General features: G+C 65.9%; 21 protein-coding genes. 7 read left to right on the top strand and 14 right to left on the bottom strand.

The window, feature by feature from the left end; translation table 11 throughout:
* Positions 1 to 63 precede the first annotated feature (63 nt).
* Positions 64 to 801: a murein L,D-transpeptidase catalytic domain family protein gene (locus P1IM2_RS09650; protein ID WP_234179904.1), complete on the bottom strand. Its 738-nt coding sequence runs from the start codon at positions 799 to 801 to the stop codon at positions 64 to 66.
* 167 nt (positions 802 to 968) lie between these two features.
* Here P1IM2_RS09650 and P1IM2_RS09655 point away from each other — a divergent pair, with 167 nt between their 5' ends.
* Positions 969 to 1,313, top strand: coding sequence for an arsenate reductase family protein (locus P1IM2_RS09655; RefSeq protein WP_186402308.1), 345 nt, complete (start codon positions 969 to 971; stop codon positions 1,311 to 1,313).
* 27 nt (positions 1,314 to 1,340) lie between these two features.
* On the opposite strand, the gene P1IM2_RS09660 is transcribed toward P1IM2_RS09655, so the two are convergent.
* From P1IM2_RS09660 to nadC, 3 genes are all read right to left on the bottom strand, one after another.
* On the bottom strand, positions 1,341 to 1,568 hold the full coding sequence (locus P1IM2_RS09660; protein ID WP_062902765.1) for a hypothetical protein: 228 nt from the start codon (positions 1,566 to 1,568) through the stop codon (positions 1,341 to 1,343).
* Between the two features lie 95 nt (positions 1,569 to 1,663).
* Positions 1,664 to 2,407 (bottom strand): ribonuclease T2 family protein, encoded by a 744-nt coding sequence (locus P1IM2_RS09665; RefSeq protein WP_254535660.1) that lies wholly within the window; start codon positions 2,405 to 2,407, stop codon positions 1,664 to 1,666.
* 73 nt (positions 2,408 to 2,480) lie between these two features.
* Positions 2,481 to 3,329: a carboxylating nicotinate-nucleotide diphosphorylase gene (gene nadC / locus P1IM2_RS09670; RefSeq protein WP_186402309.1), complete on the bottom strand. Its 849-nt coding sequence runs from the start codon at positions 3,327 to 3,329 to the stop codon at positions 2,481 to 2,483.
* Positions 3,330 to 3,444: 115 nt separating this feature from the next.
* Between nadC and P1IM2_RS09675 the strand changes: the two genes are divergently transcribed.
* A complete protein-coding gene (locus tag P1IM2_RS09675; protein ID WP_260833969.1) occupies positions 3,445 to 4,560 on the top strand; it encodes a nitronate monooxygenase family protein in 1,116 nt (371 codons plus the stop codon).
* A gap of 122 nt (positions 4,561 to 4,682) precedes the next feature.
* Here the strand turns inward: P1IM2_RS09675 and P1IM2_RS09680 are convergent, their stop codons facing one another.
* A complete protein-coding gene (locus P1IM2_RS09680) occupies positions 4,683 to 5,132 on the bottom strand; it encodes a peptidylprolyl isomerase (protein ID WP_058812727.1) in 450 nt (149 codons plus the stop codon).
* A 147-nt stretch (positions 5,133 to 5,279) separates the two neighbouring features.
* Between P1IM2_RS09680 and mgtE the strand changes: the two genes are divergently transcribed.
* Together mgtE and P1IM2_RS09690 are read left to right on the top strand one after the other, a co-directional pair.
* On the top strand, positions 5,280 to 6,740 hold the full coding sequence (gene mgtE, locus P1IM2_RS09685) for a magnesium transporter (protein ID WP_186402310.1): 1,461 nt from the start codon (positions 5,280 to 5,282) through the stop codon (positions 6,738 to 6,740).
* 227 nt (positions 6,741 to 6,967) lie between these two features.
* Positions 6,968 to 7,096, top strand: a complete 129-nt coding sequence (locus P1IM2_RS09690) for an entericidin A/B family lipoprotein (RefSeq protein ID WP_003047780.1) — start codon at positions 6,968 to 6,970, stop codon at positions 7,094 to 7,096.
* Positions 7,097 to 7,108: 12 nt separating this feature from the next.
* Here the strand turns inward: P1IM2_RS09690 and tatC are convergent, their stop codons facing one another.
* From tatC to P1IM2_RS09735, 9 genes are all read right to left on the bottom strand, one after another.
* Complete coding sequence (tatC, locus tag P1IM2_RS09695) at positions 7,109 to 7,924, bottom strand: twin-arginine translocase subunit TatC (RefSeq protein WP_003047782.1); 816 nt, start codon at positions 7,922 to 7,924, stop codon at positions 7,109 to 7,111.
* A complete protein-coding gene (tatB, locus tag P1IM2_RS09700; protein WP_186402311.1) occupies positions 7,921 to 8,358 on the bottom strand; it encodes a Sec-independent protein translocase protein TatB in 438 nt (145 codons plus the stop codon). The genes tatC and tatB overlap by 4 nt, the downstream gene beginning before the upstream one ends.
* A gap of 32 nt (positions 8,359 to 8,390) precedes the next feature.
* Positions 8,391 to 8,618 carry a twin-arginine translocase TatA/TatE family subunit gene (locus tag P1IM2_RS09705; protein ID WP_186402312.1) on the bottom strand — a complete coding sequence of 76 codons (228 nt, stop codon included), beginning with the start codon at positions 8,616 to 8,618 and terminating at the stop codon, positions 8,391 to 8,393.
* A 25-nt stretch (positions 8,619 to 8,643) separates the two neighbouring features.
* A complete protein-coding gene (gene scpB / locus P1IM2_RS09710) occupies positions 8,644 to 9,243 on the bottom strand; it encodes an SMC-Scp complex subunit ScpB (RefSeq protein ID WP_062765402.1) in 600 nt (199 codons plus the stop codon).
* The gene (locus tag P1IM2_RS09715) at positions 9,240 to 10,010 is read right to left on the bottom strand and encodes a segregation and condensation protein A (RefSeq protein ID WP_186402313.1); all 771 of its coding nucleotides are present in this window, start codon (positions 10,008 to 10,010) and stop codon (positions 9,240 to 9,242) included. The genes scpB and P1IM2_RS09715 overlap by 4 nt, the downstream gene beginning before the upstream one ends.
* Positions 10,011 to 10,028: 18 nt before the next feature.
* The gene (gene nagZ, locus P1IM2_RS09720) at positions 10,029 to 11,036 is read right to left on the bottom strand and encodes a beta-N-acetylhexosaminidase (protein ID WP_003047798.1); all 1,008 of its coding nucleotides are present in this window, start codon (positions 11,034 to 11,036) and stop codon (positions 10,029 to 10,031) included.
* 108 nt (positions 11,037 to 11,144) lie between these two features.
* Positions 11,145 to 11,918, bottom strand: coding sequence for an SPOR domain-containing protein (locus P1IM2_RS09725; RefSeq protein ID WP_186402314.1), 774 nt, complete (start codon positions 11,916 to 11,918; stop codon positions 11,145 to 11,147).
* Positions 11,918 to 13,645 (bottom strand): arginine--tRNA ligase, encoded by a 1,728-nt coding sequence (argS, locus tag P1IM2_RS09730; RefSeq protein WP_186402315.1) that lies wholly within the window; start codon positions 13,643 to 13,645, stop codon positions 11,918 to 11,920. The genes P1IM2_RS09725 and argS overlap by 1 nt, the downstream gene beginning before the upstream one ends.
* A 139-nt stretch (positions 13,646 to 13,784) precedes the next feature.
* Entirely contained in the window at positions 13,785 to 14,456 is a 672-nt protein-coding gene (locus P1IM2_RS09735; protein ID WP_003047809.1) for a hypothetical protein, read from the bottom strand.
* 146 nt (positions 14,457 to 14,602) lie between these two features.
* On the opposite strand from P1IM2_RS09735, the gene ispH reads away from it, so the two are divergent.
* Genes ispH through rnhA form a run of 3 tightly spaced genes read left to right on the top strand, consistent with a single transcriptional unit; the run spans position 14,603 to position 16,994 of the window.
* A complete protein-coding gene (gene ispH, locus P1IM2_RS09740; protein ID WP_062902772.1) occupies positions 14,603 to 15,577 on the top strand; it encodes a 4-hydroxy-3-methylbut-2-enyl diphosphate reductase in 975 nt (324 codons plus the stop codon).
* On the top strand, positions 15,577 to 16,539 hold the full coding sequence (gene thrB / locus P1IM2_RS09745) for a homoserine kinase (protein ID WP_186402316.1): 963 nt from the start codon (positions 15,577 to 15,579) through the stop codon (positions 16,537 to 16,539). Before ispH ends, thrB begins: the two co-directional genes overlap by 1 nt.
* A gap of 8 nt (positions 16,540 to 16,547) precedes the next feature.
* Positions 16,548 to 16,994: a ribonuclease HI gene (gene rnhA, locus P1IM2_RS09750; RefSeq protein WP_003047820.1), complete on the top strand. Its 447-nt coding sequence runs from the start codon at positions 16,548 to 16,550 to the stop codon at positions 16,992 to 16,994.
* The last annotated feature ends 105 nt before the right edge of the window (positions 16,995 to 17,099 follow it).

Here is a 17,099-nt window from a genome sequence, read left to right on the forward strand (position 1 = left end):
GTTCTTCCTTTCGGAATCGGATGACATTGCGTTGACATCCTCGGGCATGAAACCCGAGAATTCTCAATCAGCCTTGGTCGGCATCGATCCCTGGGTGGCGCCGGTGCGGATGATATTGTCGGCGACCGGCGGCAATTCGAAGGGCGGCGGAGACGCGGGCGCTAAGCTCAGCTTGTCGGCGTAGAGCAGTCGGCCCGGCCCCAGCTTGTATAGAATTTGCGGCAGCAACTCCTCTCCGAACACGAAACAGCCCTCGCTGCGCCCCAGCTTGCCTTGCGTCGCGATCAGCGACGGCTCGGCGTACCAGGCGCCATGCACGACGATCGCGCGCATGTCGGCATTGCTGTTGTCGGCCTCCAGCCCCGCGAGCCGCATCGACGATCCGTTCGATCCCCAATAATAATCGCTCGTGCGATAGGCGCCGCGCGACGAGGCGAGTGAGCCGGGGACGTTCGAAAAGGTCTTGAGCCATCCGTCATGCTGCGGGTCCGATCCGCGGCCATGGGTGACCGGATACATGTCCACCTTGCCGGCGATCAGATCGACGAGCGCAAAGCGCGGGCGATAGGAGGGCAGCCCGAAATCGACGATCCCGACACGGTCGGCCTGCGCGATCCGGTTGCCCTGCCGCGCCAGCTGTTGCCGCGCGACGGCCAGATAGTCGACCGGCGGCGGTGTCGCCGCCTGCCCATGCCCGGTGATCCAGTCCGGAAGTGGGGCTGCGCGCGCCGATGTCGCGGCCAGCGCCCCCGCGCCCGCCATCGCCGCCAGCATAGCCCTGCGATCGATCAATTCTTTCACGTGCAACCCAGCCCTCATTGCCGCCTTTGGCGGTCCCTCGGCAGACTATAAGCCGTGGTTCGGGCGCCAAAGGCAAGGAGTCCAAGCCTCTTCATGCGGGCAAATGTGCCATATATGCCATGAATAGTGCGTTTACGTTCCATTACGCTCCCGTTAGGAACTGCGCCATGAAGGCAACCATCTGGCATAACCCCGCCTGCGGCACTTCGCGCAAGACGCTGGCGATTCTCGAGGAAACCCCCGGCGTCGATGTCGAGGTGATTCAATATCTGACAACGCCCTACAGCGCCGACAAGCTGCGCCAGCTGTTTCGCGACGCGGGTCTGAGCGCGCGGGACGCGCTGCGCCTGCGCGGCACCGATGCCGAGGAACGCGGCCTGCCCGACGCCGACGAAGAAGAAATTATCGCGGCGATGGTCACCACCCCCGCCTATGTGAACCGCCCCTTCGTCGAAACCGACAAGGGCGTCCGCTTCTGCCGCCCGCAGGATGTCGTGCGCGAGATTCTCTAGCAGTGTGGCCCGATCGGCGGTCCGCCGTCAGATCAGGAACATCATCGCCGCGGTAAAGAAGATCGCGAAGCTTTCCGCGAACAGACGAAAATCGCTGTCGCGCGACCAGAGCGCGGGACGCTCGCGCTGCGCCGCAAGCGCGCCACGCAATTCGCCCTGCCAATCCTCCGGCGCGCTCAGCCGCGCAAGGACCAGTTGCCGGGCGCCATAAGCGCGGATGCGCTCGCGGATGTCGATATGCTCGTCCGAATCCATGCCCGGCAGGCTAGGCGCCCGTTAACGAGTCGATAAGGTTAAAAGAGTGTTAACATCGCCGCCGTCCCGGCGCGGGACGCCTTGCCCTGCAGGTGTTAATCCATCGGCCGCACGCGCACCGCGCGCGCATCGGCGAGGCCGCGCTGAAAGGGTTTGCACGCCTGCGGCCGCATCCGCGGCCCCAGGCACAGCCGTACCTCGGTCAGCCAATCGCCGCGATCGGTCGCGACCGCGATCATCCGCTCATCGATGCCGCGATTGACCTTCGCAAAGGCGCGCCGCACGTCGCCCGCGGTGCGGACGTGCCCCGACAGCGCCTTCATGTCGGGGAAGCGCACGGCGCGGAACAGGATTTCGGCGGCGCGAAAATAGGCGGCGGGGTTGGAACTCATGCAGGTGCCGTGCTTCGCCCATTCATGCTGCAAAAGCTGCGCCGAAGGGGTCATGCACATATGGCGGCGCAGCACTGGCGCGGCGACGATCTTCGCGGGACGGCACCATTGGGGATAGGCCGGTGTATCGGTCTCGGGCCACAGACCGTGGAGCACCCATCCGAAACGCCCGTTTTCGCCCGAACATTGGAACCGGTCGCGTGCATCCTTGGGATTGCGCGCGCCTGCGCAATGCTGCGGGGACCAGCTCATGCTCAGCAGATAGCCGGTCGTCGGCGGCTTGCGGACGGGTTCGCCGCGCGCGGGCCGCTCGATCCGCGGCACCGGCGTCCGGTCGGGCGCGGCACAGGCCAGCGATTGCGCCTGCGCCGCCGCGGGGGCGAGCAGCAGAGTCAGCGCCAGAAGCGCCTTTCCTATCTTCCGCTCGTGCTGATCCTGTCGAAACACCGTTCTTCCTTGCCAAGGATGATGAAGGTCCACCCTTCAGACAAGCGCAGGGCGAGCGGATAGGGAGGGCGTATCAGACGAGCGCAAAATCGAGCCCGATGTCGGCCGCCGGCGCCGACTGGGTCAGGCGCCCGACCGAAACAAAGGTGACGCCGGTCGCGGCGATGGCGCCAATCGTGTCGAGCCGCACCCCGCCCGACGCCTCGGTCGGAACGCGCCCGGCGACGATCACCACCGCCTCGCGCAGTTGGTCGGGGGTCATATTGTCGAGCAGCAGATGCGTCGCGCCCGATGCCAACGCGGCCTCGACCTGGTCGATACGGTCGACCTCGACGATGATATCGGCGATTCCCGCCGCCACCGCCCGGCGCACCGCCTCTTCGACCGATCCCCCGACCGCGACATGATTGTCCTTGATCATCGCCGCGTCCCAAAGGCCCATGCGGTGATTGGTCGCGCCGCCCATGCGGGTTGCATATTTCTCCAGCACGCGCAGGCCGGGGATCGTCTTGCGCGTATCGAGCAGCGTCGCGCCGGTGCCGGCGATCGCATCGACATAGCTACGCGTCATCGTCGCAATGCCCGACAGATGCTGGACGGTGTTGAGCGCCGACCGTTCGGCGGTCAGCATCGCCCGCGCATTGCCCGAAAGGCGCATCAGGTCGGTGCCGGCGGGAACGCATGCGCCCTCCTCGACCAGAATCTCGATGACCATATCGGGCGCCAGCGCGCGAAAGAATCGCTCGGCGATCGGCAGCCCCGCAACGCTAATCGCATCGCGGCTGTCCATCACCCCGGTGAAAACGGCGTCGGCGGGGATGACGGCCATCGACGTGATGTCGCCGCCGCTCCCCATATCCTCGGCAAGCGTCGCACGGACGAAGGCGTCGAGGTCGAAATCGGGTAAGGAAAATCCGGTCATGCCCCGGCGATAAAGCGTGGCGGGCGCAAATCAACTTGACGTTTACGTCAACTGGCGCTGACATGGGTGCAAATAGCAAATTGGAGAGAGAGACATGCAATCGCCCATCTGCGCCATGCTCGGAATCGAATTTCCATTGCTCGCCTTTTCGCATTGCCGGGACGTCGTCGTCGCGGTGTCGAAAGCCGGCGGCATGGGCGTGTTCGGCGCCGCTTCGTTGCCGCCCGAGCGACTTGAGGAAGAGCTTGCGTGGATCGACGCGCACATCGGCGGCAAGCCCTATGGCGTCGACCTGATCGTCCCCAACAGCTTCGCCGGCAAGGGCGAGGCACCGGCGGCGGGCGCGGCGCGCGTGCCCGAGACGCATCTCGGCTTCGCGGCCGATGTGCTCGACAAATTCGGCGTCGATGCGGCCGGCCTCGACGGTGCGACCGAAGCGCGGCAGAGCTTCGGCGACAATATGCATGAAGAAGGCGCGGCGAAGCTGCTCGAAGTTGCGTTTCGCCATCCGATTCGCCTGATCGCCAACGCGCTCGGCGTGCCGCCGCAACTGATGCTCGAACTCGGCAAGCGGCACGGCGTGCCGGTCGCCGCGCTCGTCGGCACCCGCGATCATGCGCTGGCGCAGGTCCGCGCCGGGGTCGATATCCTTGTCGTTGCGGGCGGCGAAGCGGGCGGCCATTGCGGTGAGGTCGCAACGATGGTGCTGGTGCCTGAGGTGGCTGCGGCGCTCGATGCCGTCGGCGCGACGACGCCGATCCTCGCTGCGGGGGGCATCGTCACCGGGCGTCAGATGGCCGCAGCGATGGCGATGGGCGCGCATGGCGCCTGGTGTGGATCGGTGTGGCTGACCACGTCGGAAGCCGAGACCAATCCGGTGGTGAAGGAAAAAATGCTCGCCGCCTCGTCGCGCGACACGGTGCGATCGAAGAGCCGGACGGGCAAGCCCTCGCGCCAGCTCCGCTCGCCCTGGACCGATGCGTGGGAGGCCGAGGGCGCGCCGAAACCGCTCCCGATGCCGCTGCAATCGCTGGTCAGCGAACCCGCGCTGCGCAAGGTCGACAAGCTGTCCGAAGGCGGTCACGAAGGCGCCAAGCAGCTCGCAACCTATTGGGTCGGCCAGGGCGTCGGCCTGATGAACGAGGCGATGAGCGCGGGCCAGGTCGTCCAGGCGTTCAAGGAAGACTGGATCGCCGCTTGCGAACGGTTGAACGGGTTCGTGGGAGAATGATGAAAGCCAAATCGTCATCGCGTGCGCCCGCAGGGCGCGTGGCGATCTCCAGCCATCGTAACGTCATGCCGACAGCTGGAGATTGCGTCGTCGCCTGCGGCTCCTCGCAATGACGGAGCGAGTTACGCAACCGTCGCCTTGACGATCTTGCCGGGCTCGCGCGGCGGCTCGCCCTTGGGCAGCGCGTCGACATTTTCCATGCCTTCGATCACTTCGCCCCACACCGTATACTGGCGGTCGAGGAAGCGCGCATCGTCGAAGCAGATGAAGAACTGGCTGTTCGCGCTGTTCGGATTCTGCGCGCGCGCCATCGAACAGACGCCCCGGACATGCGGTTCGGCGTTGAATTCGGCGGGCAGGTCGGGAAGCTTGCTGCCGCCCATGCCGGTGCCGGTCGGATCGCCGCCCTGTGCCATGAAGCCGGGGATGACGCGGTGGAAGACGACGCCGTCGTAAAAGCCTTCCTGCGCGAGCTGGGTGATGCGTTCGACATGCTGGGGCGCGAGGTCGGGGCGCAAGCGGATGACGACGTCGCCGGTCGACAGCGACAGGGTAAGGGTCTGTTCGGACATGGTGTCTCTCCTTCGAATGAGTTGGCGCCGCCATAGCGGCGCGCCGCGCCAATGCCACGCACTAAATTCGGCTGCAGCGTTGCCATGACGCGCGTCCGCGACTAGTGGAGGGCCTTCGACGCCGTAGCAGCCAGGGAGGACCGCGCGATGGACAAACGCGAAGATTCCCTGCCGCCCGAAGACGTGCTCACCGCCGACGGGCTCGATCATGACCCCGGCCATCCCCCGCGCGAAACCGAAACCGAACTCGACGAAGACGATCGCCTGAAACCCGCGTTCGTGCGCGACGTCATCGATCTTGCCGAAGAGGGCGAGGTCGAGGCGGCGCGCGAACGCGTCGGCCGCCTGCACCCTGCCGACATCGCCGACCTTTTCGAGCTCGTCTCTGACGAAGACCGCCCGCTCCTGGCGCAGGTGCTCGGCGACCTTCTGTCGCCCGACGTGCTGGCGGAAATGAACGATTATGTGCGCGAGCGGCTGATCGATCTGCTCGCGCCCGAACAGGTCGCCGAAATCGCGTCCGAACTCGACACCGACGATGCCGTTGCGATCATCGAGGATATGGAGGAGGACGAGCAGCAGGCCGTTCTCCGCGCCATGGAGCCCGAAGATCGCGCCGCGATCGAGGACGCCCTCTCCTTTCCCGAGGAGTCCGCCGGGCGCCTGATGCAGCGCGAATTCGTCGCGGTGCCCGAACATGTCACCGTCGGCGACGTCATCGACCGGCTGCGCGAGGATGTCGATCTCGCCACCGACTTCTGGGAAATCTTCGTCGTCGACCCGATGCACCGCCCGGTCGGCACCTGCCAGTTGAGCTGGATATTGCGGGCGCCGCGCAGCGTCGCAATCAATGACATAATGAGGCGCGAGCAGACGCTGATCCCGGTCGACATGGACCAGGAAGAGGTCGCGCTGCGCTTCCAGAAATATGCGCTCATCTCGGCCGCGGTGGTCGACAGGGCGGGGCGGCTCGTCGGGATGATCACGGTCGACGACGTCGTCCACATCATCCAGGAAGAGGCGGGCGAGGATATTTTGCGCCTGTCGGGTGCCGGCGACGGCGACATCAACGAACCGATCACGCTGACCATCCGCACCCGGCTGAGCTGGCTGGTCGTCAATCTCGGCACCGCGATGCTCGCAGCATCGGTCGTCGGCATCTTTGAAACCGCCATTGCCAAATATGCGCTGCTCGCGGTGCTGATGCCGATCGTGTCGGGCATGGGCGGCAATGCCGGAACCCAGACGCTCGCCGTGACCGTGCGCGCGATCGCCACCAATCAGCTTACCGCGTCGAACACGATGCGCATGATCCTGCGCGAATTTCGCATCGCGACAGTCAACGGCCTCTCGCTCGGCATTCTGATCGGCGCTGGCACCGCGCTCATCTTCGGCAACCCGCTTCTGGGTGCGGTGATCGCCTCGGCGATGCTCATCAACAATCTGGTTGCGGGGCTCGCGGGCATATTGGTGCCGGTAACGCTCGACCGTTTCGACATCGATCCGGCGGTATCGTCGGCCGTCTTTGTAACGACGATGACCGACATGATGGGCTTTTTCTCGTTCCTCGGGCTTGCGGTGCTCAGCGGCCTGACGGCGATGGGCTGACCCAAATCGCTGGATTTGCACGCTTCGCCGGGCTCCCCAAAAATTTTTTCATCGCGGCGTTTTTTTTGCGGAACTTATCCCTCGCAACGCGGGTTTCCCATTTGAGCAGCGATCATCGCCCCCCCGCAGCGCTGCTCAGCAACATTGGCCCGGCTCGCATTCCCTCCCCCCCCCCCTCGAAGCGCGCCGGGCCATTTTGCAAAAAATCCCGTGAGAGGTGACAGACTATGACGAGTGCTCGCGTAATCCTTCTTACCCTGCTCGCCAGCTTTCTGGTCGCTGGCTGCAACACGGTGAAGGGCGTCGGCCGCGATATCGAATCGGTCGGCCAAGCTGGCGACGACGCCATTCACTGATCGGCGGGTTACTTACCCTTTAGCCTCTTCCGGAGGCTCGACAGGCGCCGCTTCGGCGCCTGTTTTGCGTCGGCGCTGGGTAAACCAGATCGCAAAGATCGAAATCTCGTAAAGGAAGACAAGCGGCACCGCGAGGAGGAGCTGGCTCATCACGTCCGGCGGCGTGAACACGGCGGCGATCGCGAACGCCGCGACGATCATGTAGCGGCGCGCGCCGATCAGCTGCTGGCGCGTCACCAGCCCGGCGCGCTCGACCAGCATCAAAAGGATCGGCAACAGAAAGGCGATGCCGAACGCCATGATGAACTGCATCACGAAGCTCAGATAATTGCCTACTGACGGCAGCGCTTCCTGCGTCACGCCGCCGATCTCGCCCTGATAGCCGAGCAGGAATTTCAGCGCGATCGGGATCGTGATAAAATAGGCGAAGGAGGCGCCGATTGCGAACAGGACCGGCGTTGCGAAGAGGAAGGGCAGCAGGGCGCGCTGCTCCTTGCGATAAAGCCCCGGCGCGACGAATTTCCACAGCTGATTGGCGATCACCGGAAAGGCGATCATCATCGCCGCAAACAGCGCAACCTTGATCTCGACGAAAAACGCCTCGAACAATTGCGTGTAGATCAGCTTGCCCTGCCCCGCCGCGACGAGCGGGTGCACCAGCACGCCGAAGATCGGTCGCGCGAAATAGAGGCACACGCCGAATGCGAGCGCGATCGCGAGTAGCGATTTCAGCAACCGCGACCGCAGCTCGATCAGATGGTCGAGCAGCGGCATCTTGCCGCCCGCGCCATCCTCATCCTCTTTATGAACCGGCGTATCGGCGCTCATGGTAACGGGCCGTCCTTCGGCGGAACGGCGTGGGTTTCCGGCGGAGTTTCGGTCGACGTACCGGACGGGGCGGCGGTAGGCGGCGTCAGGGCCGCGGAATGATCGGGATCGACGGGCGGCGTTTCGCCGGCGTCGGCCGCGCCCGCGTCGGGCAGCGAGGTCGCCGGAATCATCGGCGGCGCATCGACGCCATCGAGGCGCGGGAATTGGCGCATGATCGCGTCATTCTGTTCGCGCCACTGCTTTTCCAGCTCCTCAAGCTCGGCCTCGCGCATCATCGTGTCGAGTCCCGAACGGAAGTGACGCGCCATGCCTCGGGCCTTGGCGACCCATTTGCCGACAAAACGCATCGCCTTCGGCAGATCCTTGGGTCCGATGACGACCAGGGCTACCACCACGACGAGCAGCAACTCGGTCGGCGCGACGTCGAACATCGTTCAGGCCTTCCCCCGCGTGCGGGCCGCGATCAGCGGTTTTCGGTTTCCGCGGTGGGGGTCGGGGCCGCCTCGGGCGCGCGCTGACCGTCGATCTGGCGCGGTGCGGGCGGCGGCACATCGTCTTCGGCCATGCCCTTCTTGAAGCTTTTGATGCCCTTGGCGACGTCGCCCATCATGTCCGAAAAGCGACCCTTGCCGAACAATAGCAGGACGAGAATCCCGACCACGAGCCAGTGCCAGATGCTGAAGCTACCCATCTCAAATTCTCCTTGAGGCCGCTATCTAGGCTTCCTCGCCGTCTTTTACTAGGTCCAGTTCGTCCATCGCCGCATCGAAGGCGAGATCGACCGGGTCGAGCAGGCCCGCCGCGCGCAGATCCTCGATCCCGGGCAGATCCTTGCGGCTCGCGAGCCCGAAATGCTGCAGGAAAGCGTCGGTGGTCTTGTAGATCAGCGGCCGCCCCGGCACCTCGCGCCGCCCGGCAGGCGCGATCCATTCGGCCTCCATCAGCACGTCCAGCGTCCCTTTCGACGTCTGAACGCCGCGGATCGCCTCGATCTCGGCGCGGCTCACCGGCTCGTGATAGGCAATGATCGCCAGCACTTCCGCAGCGGCGCGCGACAGCTTGCGCGGATCGTCGCGTTCGCGGCGGAGCAGATGCGCAAGATCGGCGGGGGTCTGGAAATGCCAGTGGCCGCCGCGCTCGACCAGTTCGATACCGCTCCCCGCGTGGCGCGCCGCGATCGCCTGCAGAATCGCGCGCACTTCGCCCGGCGTCAGTTCGTCGTGGAAACGCCCGGCAATCTGTCGCGCATCGAGCGCCTCGTCGCTGGCAAAGACCATTGCCTCTATCGCGCGTTCGCGGTCGTCGATCTCGCTCATCCCTGGCTCGCTTTCAGATAGAGGGGCTCGAACGCCGCCTCTTGCCGCAATTCGACCCGCCCCTGCCGCGCCAGTTCGAGCGCGGCGACAAAGCTCGACGCGATCGCCGACCGGCGCAGCGGCCCTTGATAATCGGGGGGCAGAAAGGCCGACAACTCGGCCCAATCGAGCTGGATGCCCAGCATCCGCTGCAAGTGGGTGAGCGCCGCGTCGAGCGTCACCACGGGACGCCGCGCGACCATATGCACGACGGGTTCGGTGCGCAGCTTGACCTGCCCATAAGCCGAGAGCAGATCGTACAGGCTCGCATCCCAGCGCCGCACCTTCACATCCTGCAACCCCTCGGGATTCGGACGCAGGAAGACGTCGCGGCCAATCCGGTCACGCGCCAGCAGCCGCGCCGCCGCCTCGCGCATCGCCGCGAGCCGCTGCAAGCGCAATTGCAAACGCAGCGCCAGTTCGTCGGGCGACGGATCTTCGGCCGGATCCTTGGGCAGCAGCAGCGCCGATTTCAGATAGGCAAGCCACGCCGCCATCACCAGATAATCGGCCGCAACCTCCAGCTTTGCGCGCATTTCGGCGATGAAGGTCAGATATTGTTCGACCAGCGCCAGGATCGAAATCTGGCGCAAGTCCACCTTCTGACTGCGCGCGAGCGTCAGCAGCAGGTCAAGCGGCCCTTCCCAGCTTTCGAGATTGAGCTGGAGCGCATCCTCGCGCTCCGCCGCTGCCGGCACGACTCCATATTCGAGCGGCAGTTCCTCCATCGATGCCTCAGCCCGCCATCACGCCAGCGCCAGCAGCGCGTCGCGCTGGTCGATCAGCGCCGCGAACTGGCGCTCGTCGTGCATCCCGGCGATCCGCTCCATCGCGCCTTCGAGCCGGGCGAGCGAGTCCGCGCCGATGGGGTCGAGTGCGTTGGCGATGCCGACCATGTCGTCCATCTTCGCCCAGCAGTTGAGCGCCAGGTCGCAGCCCGCGGCGATCGCCGCCGCCGCGCGCGACGGGACGTCGCCCGACAGCGCCTCCATATCGAGGTCGTCGGTCATCAACAGGCCGTGAAAGCCGATGCGCTGACGGATCACGCTGCCGATGATCGTCGGCGACAGCGTCGCGGGCAGATCGGGATCCCACGCCTTGAAGATAACGTGGCAGGTCATCGCCATCGCCGCGTCACGCAGAGCAGCAAAGGGCGCAAGGTCGGTCTGCAACTCGCGGTCGTGGGCATCGACGACGGGCAGTGCCTTGTGCGAATCGAGCAGCGCACGGCCATGCCCCGGAATATGTTTGACGACCCCAACGACGCCGCCGTCCTGCAATCCGCTCAGGATCGCGCGGCCCAGCGCCGCAACGCGCATCGGCTCGCTGCCCAGCGCGCGATCGCCGATCACATCGCTTGCCCCCGGCTGGCGCACGTCGAGCAGCGGCAGGCAATCGACGGTGATCCCCACTTCGGCAAGCATGGAGGCGAGCGCCATCGCATTGAGCCGCGCCGCCTCGATCGCGCTCGCCGGCGCGCGTTCGTACAGCGCATCGAACGCCGCCCCGCTCGGAAAATCGGGCCATTCGGGCGCCTTCATGCGCGCGACGCGGCCGCCTTCCTGATCGATCAGGATCGGCAGATTGGCGCGCCCGTCAAGCTCGCGCAGCGTGTCGGTCAGGCGGCGAAGCTGGGTGCGGTTCTCGATATTGCGGCCGAACAATATATAGCCCGCGGGCGCGCTGTCGCGAAAGAAAGCGCGCTCGTCGTCGGTCAGCGTCAGGCCCGACAGGCCGAAGATCGCGGGTATCATCGTACGTCAACCTCCACCGGCGGACGCCCCCTCAGGCATCGGCCAAGGGATCGACTATGCCATAGCCGGTGCGGCGAACCAACGGCGGGTGCGGCAAAACGGGCGATATCAACGAACGACGACGCAATTTTCGCCCGCAACACGCAATTTTCCGCACAAATTCGATGCGTTAGCCGCCGTACCGGTCGCCACGCGCAAACGGTAGACGGTGCCGCTCCCGGTCTTCGCCGGCGAAACGAACCGGTTCAATTCGGACAGATAGGCAAAGCGCTTGCTCAGATTGCCCCACGCCTTGTTCGCCGCCGCCTCGCTGCTGAACGCGCCAAGCTGAACCAGTCCGGTCGCGGCGCCGGCCGCCTCGGCCTGCGCGCCTGTCGCTTCGCCGGTCTTGACCGACATCGCCGCGGGCTTGGGCTTGCCCTTGTCAGCCGCCGCGATCCGCGCCGCCTCGGCCTTTGCAGCGGCGGCCTTGTCGGCCTGCGCCTTCGCGGCCTCGGCCTGCGCCATCGCGTCGCGTTCGGCGGGTGTCACTGCGGGTTCCTCGGGCATGCGGCTCGGATCGACCTTGCCCCCGGGGGTCAATCCTTCACTCGCCGCAAAACTCGCTGCGCCCTCGCCCTCGAACGTCTTGGCGCCGTCGGTCTTTGGCGGCACTTTGTAGTCGCCCTTGTCGGCGACGATCAGCTCGCCCTGCCCGCGCGCGCCGCCGTTCTGGACCCACCACAGCCCGCCGAGCACAGCACCGATCAGCAGCAGCCCGCCGAGCACCATGATGAGCAGGCGCGCGGGCGAGACTTCGGCATCATCCTCGAAACCTTCGGCGGGTTCCAGCCACGGCAGGCGATCCTCGTCCTCCAGCCCCAATCCCGCATCCGTCGCCATCACGCCATCTCCTCGAGCGCCTCCACCCCCATCAGGTGCAGCCCGTTGCGGATAACCTGCCCGATTCCATCGGCCAAATAAAGGCGGGTTACGGTCAGTTCGGCGTCATTTGCCAAAATGATACGGGCGTCGGGCCGATCGTTGCCCATGTTCCACCACGCATGAAAAGCGGCGGCGACGTCGCCCAGATAAAAGGCGATGCGGTGCGGTTCGCGCGCCGTCGCCGCCGCCTCGACCGTGCGCGGGAATTGCGCGAGCAGCTTGACCAGCCCCAGCTCATAGGCGTTGAGCCGCGCGATGTCGGGCGCCGCCGCAGCGATACCCGCATCGGCGAGCTTGCGCTTCAGCGATGCGATCCGCGCATGGGCATATTGAACATAGAAGACCGGATTGTCGCGCGACGCCTCGACCACCTTGGCAAAGTCGAAATCCATCTGCGCGTCAGCCTTGCGCGTCAGCATGGTAAAGCGCACCGCATCCTTGCCGACCTCGTCGACGATGTCGGCGAGCGTGACGAAATTGCCCGCACGCTTCGACATCTTGAACGGCTCGCCATTCTTGAGCAGCCGGACCATCTGGACCAGCTTGACGTCGAACTTCTTGGCGCCGCCGGTCAGCGCCGCGACCGCCGCCTTGATGCGCTTGACCGTCCCCGCATGGTCTGCGCCCCAGATGTCGATCAGCTCGTCGGCGTCCTGCGCCTTCTGATAATGATAGGCGAGGTCGGCGCCGAAATAGGTCCAGCTCCCGTCCGATTTCTTGATCGGCCGGTCCTGATCGTCGCCGAACTTGGTCGAGCGGAACAGCGGCAGTTCAACCGGCTCCCAATCCTCGGGCGTCTCGCCCTTCGGCGCTTCGAGCACACCGTCATAGACCAGGTCATGCTCGCGCAGCCATTTTTCGGCGGCGGCGGGCTTGCCCTCGGCCTGCAGCTCGGCCTCCGACGAGAAGAGATCATGATGGATGCCCAGCTTGGCGAGGTCGGCGCGGATCATGTCCATCATCGCGCTCACCGCCTCGGCGCGGAACAGGCCGAGCCACGCGCTTTCGGGCGCGCCGACATAGCGGTCGCCATATTCGGCGGCGAGCTTTTCCGCGACGGGCTTCAGATAATCGCCGGGATAGAGCCCCTCGGGAATCGCGCCGATATCTTCGCCCAGCGCCTCGCGGTAGCGCATGTGGACCGAGCGCGCGAGCACATCGACCTGCGCACCGGCGTCGTTGACATAATATTCGCGCGTGACCTTGTGCCCCGAATATTCGAGCAGCGCCGCCAACGCGTCGCCTACCACCGCGCCGCGGCAATGGCCCACGTGCATCGGGCCGGTCGGGTTCGCCGACACATATTCGACATTGACGCGCCGCGCGGCGCCCATCGCCGAGCGGCCATAATCGCCCGCCTCGGCATGGATCAGCGCCAGCTCGCCGCGCCAGCTATCGTCGGCGACGCGCAGGTTGATGAAGCCCGGTCCGGCGACGCTCGCTTCGGTCACTTCGCCGATTGCCGTCAGTTCGCCGACGAGCAGTTCGGCGAGCGTGCGCGGGTTCGTCCCTGCGGGCTTGGCGAGCACCATTGCGGCGTTGGTCGCGACATCGCCATGCGCCGGGTCGCGCGGCGGTTCGACGCTGATCGCCCCGCGATCGAGCCCGGAGGGCAGTGCCCCGCGCGCGACAAGCGCATCCAGAGCGGTATCGATATGGTCGGAAAAACGGCTGAACAGGGTCATGGGTCAGGTCAATCTTCGGTCAAAAGGTCGGTCGGCGCCCTACCGCAGCTTGGCAGGCACGAAAAGCCCCGCGTCGCCCGGATGGCGGCGCAGGGTGAAACGGATGCGAACGGCGCGCGCATGCGCGCCGCCGCGACGCCTATCGTCGGACGTTATATTCGAGCTGTTCCTGCGTCAGCTGAAAGCCGACGAGCAGTTCGAAGCTCGCGCGCTGCACCGCGGCGCGCACTTCGGGGATGCTCAGCGGGTCGATCGCGGCGTCGGCATCGCCGGCGCGGCGCTTGCGGTTGATGCGTTCCTGCACATCAGCGGGCAGCGTCGCGGCGGCGCGGTCGACATAGGCGGCCGCCTGGGCATGGCCGCTGCCGCGCGTCTGGCCTTCGGGGAAGGAGACGGTGACGGTGCCGAGCCGCTTGGCCACGACCGCGGTGCCGCCCTGGACGACGGTCGCAAAATAGGGAAGCTCGACCGTCCGGGCCGGGCCGGCATCGCGGCGCGTCGCCACGACGTCGAAATCGGCAAGCTGATAGACTTTCTCCGCCTGGTCGTTGCACTGCGGCACAACATGGGTGATCGTCGCGACGACGTCGACCGCGCTCGCATCGCGGCTCGTCGCCGGATCGAACAGCGTGATGTCGCCGGTGTGCAGCGGCACGGCAACCGCCGGACAAGCGCTGCGCGTCGCGGTGATGCCGACGCCCGACGACAGGTCGATATCATTGTCCTTCGCGCACCCCGCGACCATGACCATGGCGGCCGCGCCGCACAGCATGGCAATTGATTTACGGGGCGGGACGAAACTGGGCATCATGATATAGCTTTCCAATCAGGCGCGGGCCGCGGAGGACGAACGTCACCGCTCCATGCGCGCCGCTTCTTATCGGTGCGATGAACAAGGCGCAACATGGACGAAGCGGCTTTACCTTGTCACGGCCGCTGCGCTAGAGCGCGCGGGTCATGACAGATCTTACGCAATCCGCCGCCGAAGCCCCGGAACTCAAGGTTTTGGTGGCTGCCCCACGCGGCTTTTGCGCCGGCGTCGACCGGGCGATCCGCATCGTCGAGCTCGCGATCGAGCGTTATGGCGCCCCCGTCTATGTCCGGCACGAGATCGTCCATAACCGCTATGTCGTTGAATCGCTGAAGGCGAAGGGGGCGATTTTCGTCGAATCGCTCGATCAGGTACCCGACGGCGTTCCGGTCGTGTTCAGTGCGCACGGCGTTCCCAAGGCGGTTCCGGCAAAGGCCGAAGCGCGCGGGCTCGACTATATCGACGCGACCTGTCCGCTGGTCTCCAAGGTCCACAAACAGGCCGAGCGCGCCAACGAACAGGGCCGTCACATCATCTTCATCGGCCACGCCGGCCACCCCGAAGTCATCGGCACGCTCGGCCAATTGCCTGATGGCGCAATGACGCTGGTCGAATCGGTCGACGATGTCGCCGCGCTGTCGCCCGCCGATCCCGATAATCTCGCCTTCCTGACCCAGACCACATTATCCGTCGACGACACGCGCGACATCGTGGCGGCGCTGCAGCATCGCTTCCCCACCATCCAGGGGCCGCGCGGCGAGGATATCTGCTATGCCACGTCGAACCGGCAGGAAGCAGTGAAAGCAATCGCCGGCCAGTGCGACCGCGTCATCGTCATCGGCGCGCCCAACAGCTCGAACAGCCTGCGTCTCGTCGAAGTCGCGGAACGGCTTGGCACCCCTGCCCATCTCGTCCAGCGCGGCACCGACGTCGAACCCGCATGGCTGGCCGGGATCGCGACGCTTGGCATTACCGCCGGAGCCAGTGCGCCAGAAACGCTGGTGCGCGAGGTAATCGACGCGGTCGCGGCGCATCGCGCGATCGTCGAGGACGTTGTCGTCACGGCCGAGGAGCATATGACCTTCAAGCTCCCCCGCGGGCTCGAGCCGGCGGCCGCCTGATGGCCGTCTATACCGCGGTCGACCCCGACGATCTCGCCGCGCTGGTCGGCCGTTACGACATCGGCACGGTGCTGTCGTGCAAGGGCATTGCCGAGGGCGTCGAAAACAGCAACTTCCTGCTCGAAACGACCGGCGGGCGCTTCATCCTGACGCTGTACGAAAAGCGGGTGCAGGAGGGCGACCTGCCCTTCTTTGTCGATCTGCTCGGCCATCTCGCACGGCGAGGCTGCCCCGTGCCGGCGATGATCCGCGACCGCGACGGCCGCGCGATCCAGCAGATTTCGGGGCGCCCCGCCTGCATCATCCAGTTTCTCGCGGGCATTTCGCTGACGCATCCGACCCCCGCGCAATGCGCCGCTGCGGGTGCCGCGCTCGGCGCGATGCACAAGGCGGTCGAAGATTTTTCCGGCGCCCGTGAAAACAGCATGGGCCGCGCGCATTGGCGCGGCGTCGCCGCCGCTGCGGGCGATCTGGACACCGTGCTTGCCGGGCTGCAGGCAATCGTCGATGGCGAGCTTGCCTTCCTCGACGATCGCTGGCCGGCGGACCTGCCGCGCCACGTCATCCACGCCGACCTGTTCCCCGACAATGTGCTGATGCTCGGCGATCGCGTGACCGGCCTCATCGACTTTTATTTCGCGGCGACCGACTTTCGCGCCTTTGACCTCGCGGTCACCCATGCCTCTTGGACCTTTTCCGACGACGGCCGGACCTGCGACAGTGCCCGCGCGTCGGCGCTGATGCGCGGCTATGCCTCGGAAATCGATCTCAGCGCGGACGAAGTCGCCGTGCTGCCGCTGCTCGCACGCGGCGCTGCGCTGCGCTTTCTGCTCACCCGCGCGCACGATTGGATCCACACCCCCGCTGACGCGCTGGTCACACGCAAGGATCCCGCGCCCTTCCTCGAACGCCTGCGCCGCTACCAGGCCGCCGACGCCGCCGACCTGTTCCGCGCGGGATGAGCGCTGCAATGGGCAAAGGCCATACCGTAATCGTCGCGACCGACGGCGCCTGCAAGGGCAATCCCGGCCCCGGCGGCTGGGGCGCGGTGCTGCGCTGGGGCGATGTCGTCAAGACGCTGTCGGGCGGCGAGGCGGATACCACCAACAACCGCATGGAGTTGCTCGCCGCGATCGAGGCGCTGGCCGCGCTCAAGCGCCCGTGCAAGGTCGAACTGTCGACCGACAGTGTCTATGTCCGCGACGGCATCACCAAATGGGTCCATGGGTGGCAGCGCAACGGCTGGAAGACCGCCGCGAAAAAGCCTGTCGCCAACGCCGACCTGTGGCAACGCCTGGTGCGCGAGGCCGCACGGCACGAGATCGAATGGCTGTGGGTCAAGGGCCACGCCGGCCACGGTGACAACGAACTCGCCGACAAGCTCGCGAGCGACGCCGCGTTGGCGATCAAACGCTAGGCGGCACGGGCCGACGCGATGCGGCTAACCCTGTGCGGCAGTGGGGAGCAGCAGACGTTGCCGAAATCTCTTTTGCGTACCCCGGCCTTCGCCGGGGTAAACAAT

The organism is Sphingopyxis sp. P1IMeth2, from assembly GCF_900185685.1.
GTDB classification, from domain to species: domain Bacteria; phylum Pseudomonadota; class Alphaproteobacteria; order Sphingomonadales; family Sphingomonadaceae; genus Sphingopyxis; species Sphingopyxis terrae_A.

Excerpts from the sequence above, each read along its gene's own strand:
- P1IM2_RS09725 (WP_186402314.1), bottom strand. The coding sequence starts at position 11,918 with ATGGCGACGGATGCGGGATTGGGGCTGGAGGACGAGGATCGCCTGCCG.
- P1IM2_RS09705 (WP_186402312.1), bottom strand. The coding sequence starts at position 8,618 with ATGGGTAGCTTCAGCATCTGGCACTGGCTCGTGGTCGGGATTCTCGTC.
- P1IM2_RS09690 (WP_003047780.1), top strand. The coding sequence starts at position 6,968 with ATGACGAGTGCTCGCGTAATCCTTCTTACCCTGCTCGCCAGCTTTCTG.
- tatB (WP_186402311.1), bottom strand. The coding sequence starts at position 8,358 with ATGTTCGACGTCGCGCCGACCGAGTTGCTGCTCGTCGTGGTGGTAGCC.
- nadC (WP_186402309.1), bottom strand. The coding sequence starts at position 3,329 with ATGACCGGATTTTCCTTACCCGATTTCGACCTCGACGCCTTCGTCCGT.
- mgtE (WP_186402310.1), top strand. The coding sequence starts at position 5,280 with ATGGACAAACGCGAAGATTCCCTGCCGCCCGAAGACGTGCTCACCGCC.
- thrB (WP_186402316.1), top strand. The coding sequence starts at position 15,577 with ATGGCCGTCTATACCGCGGTCGACCCCGACGATCTCGCCGCGCTGGTC.
- P1IM2_RS09660 (WP_062902765.1), bottom strand. The coding sequence starts at position 1,568 with ATGGATTCGGACGAGCATATCGACATCCGCGAGCGCATCCGCGCTTAT.
- rnhA (WP_003047820.1), top strand. The coding sequence starts at position 16,548 with ATGGGCAAAGGCCATACCGTAATCGTCGCGACCGACGGCGCCTGCAAG.
- argS (WP_186402315.1), bottom strand. The coding sequence starts at position 13,645 with ATGACCCTGTTCAGCCGTTTTTCCGACCATATCGATACCGCTCTGGAT.
- scpB (WP_062765402.1), bottom strand. The coding sequence starts at position 9,243 with ATGAGCGAGATCGACGACCGCGAACGCGCGATAGAGGCAATGGTCTTT.
- P1IM2_RS09735 (WP_003047809.1), bottom strand. The coding sequence starts at position 14,456 with ATGATGCCCAGTTTCGTCCCGCCCCGTAAATCAATTGCCATGCTGTGC.
- P1IM2_RS09675 (WP_260833969.1), top strand. The coding sequence starts at position 3,445 with ATGCTCGGAATCGAATTTCCATTGCTCGCCTTTTCGCATTGCCGGGAC.
- tatC (WP_003047782.1), bottom strand. The coding sequence starts at position 7,924 with ATGAGCGCCGATACGCCGGTTCATAAAGAGGATGAGGATGGCGCGGGC.
- P1IM2_RS09680 (WP_058812727.1), bottom strand. The coding sequence starts at position 5,132 with ATGTCCGAACAGACCCTTACCCTGTCGCTGTCGACCGGCGACGTCGTC.
- nagZ (WP_003047798.1), bottom strand. The coding sequence starts at position 11,036 with ATGATACCCGCGATCTTCGGCCTGTCGGGCCTGACGCTGACCGACGAC.
- P1IM2_RS09655 (WP_186402308.1), top strand. The coding sequence starts at position 969 with ATGAAGGCAACCATCTGGCATAACCCCGCCTGCGGCACTTCGCGCAAG.
- ispH (WP_062902772.1), top strand. The coding sequence starts at position 14,603 with ATGACAGATCTTACGCAATCCGCCGCCGAAGCCCCGGAACTCAAGGTT.
- P1IM2_RS09715 (WP_186402313.1), bottom strand. The coding sequence starts at position 10,010 with ATGGAGGAACTGCCGCTCGAATATGGAGTCGTGCCGGCAGCGGCGGAG.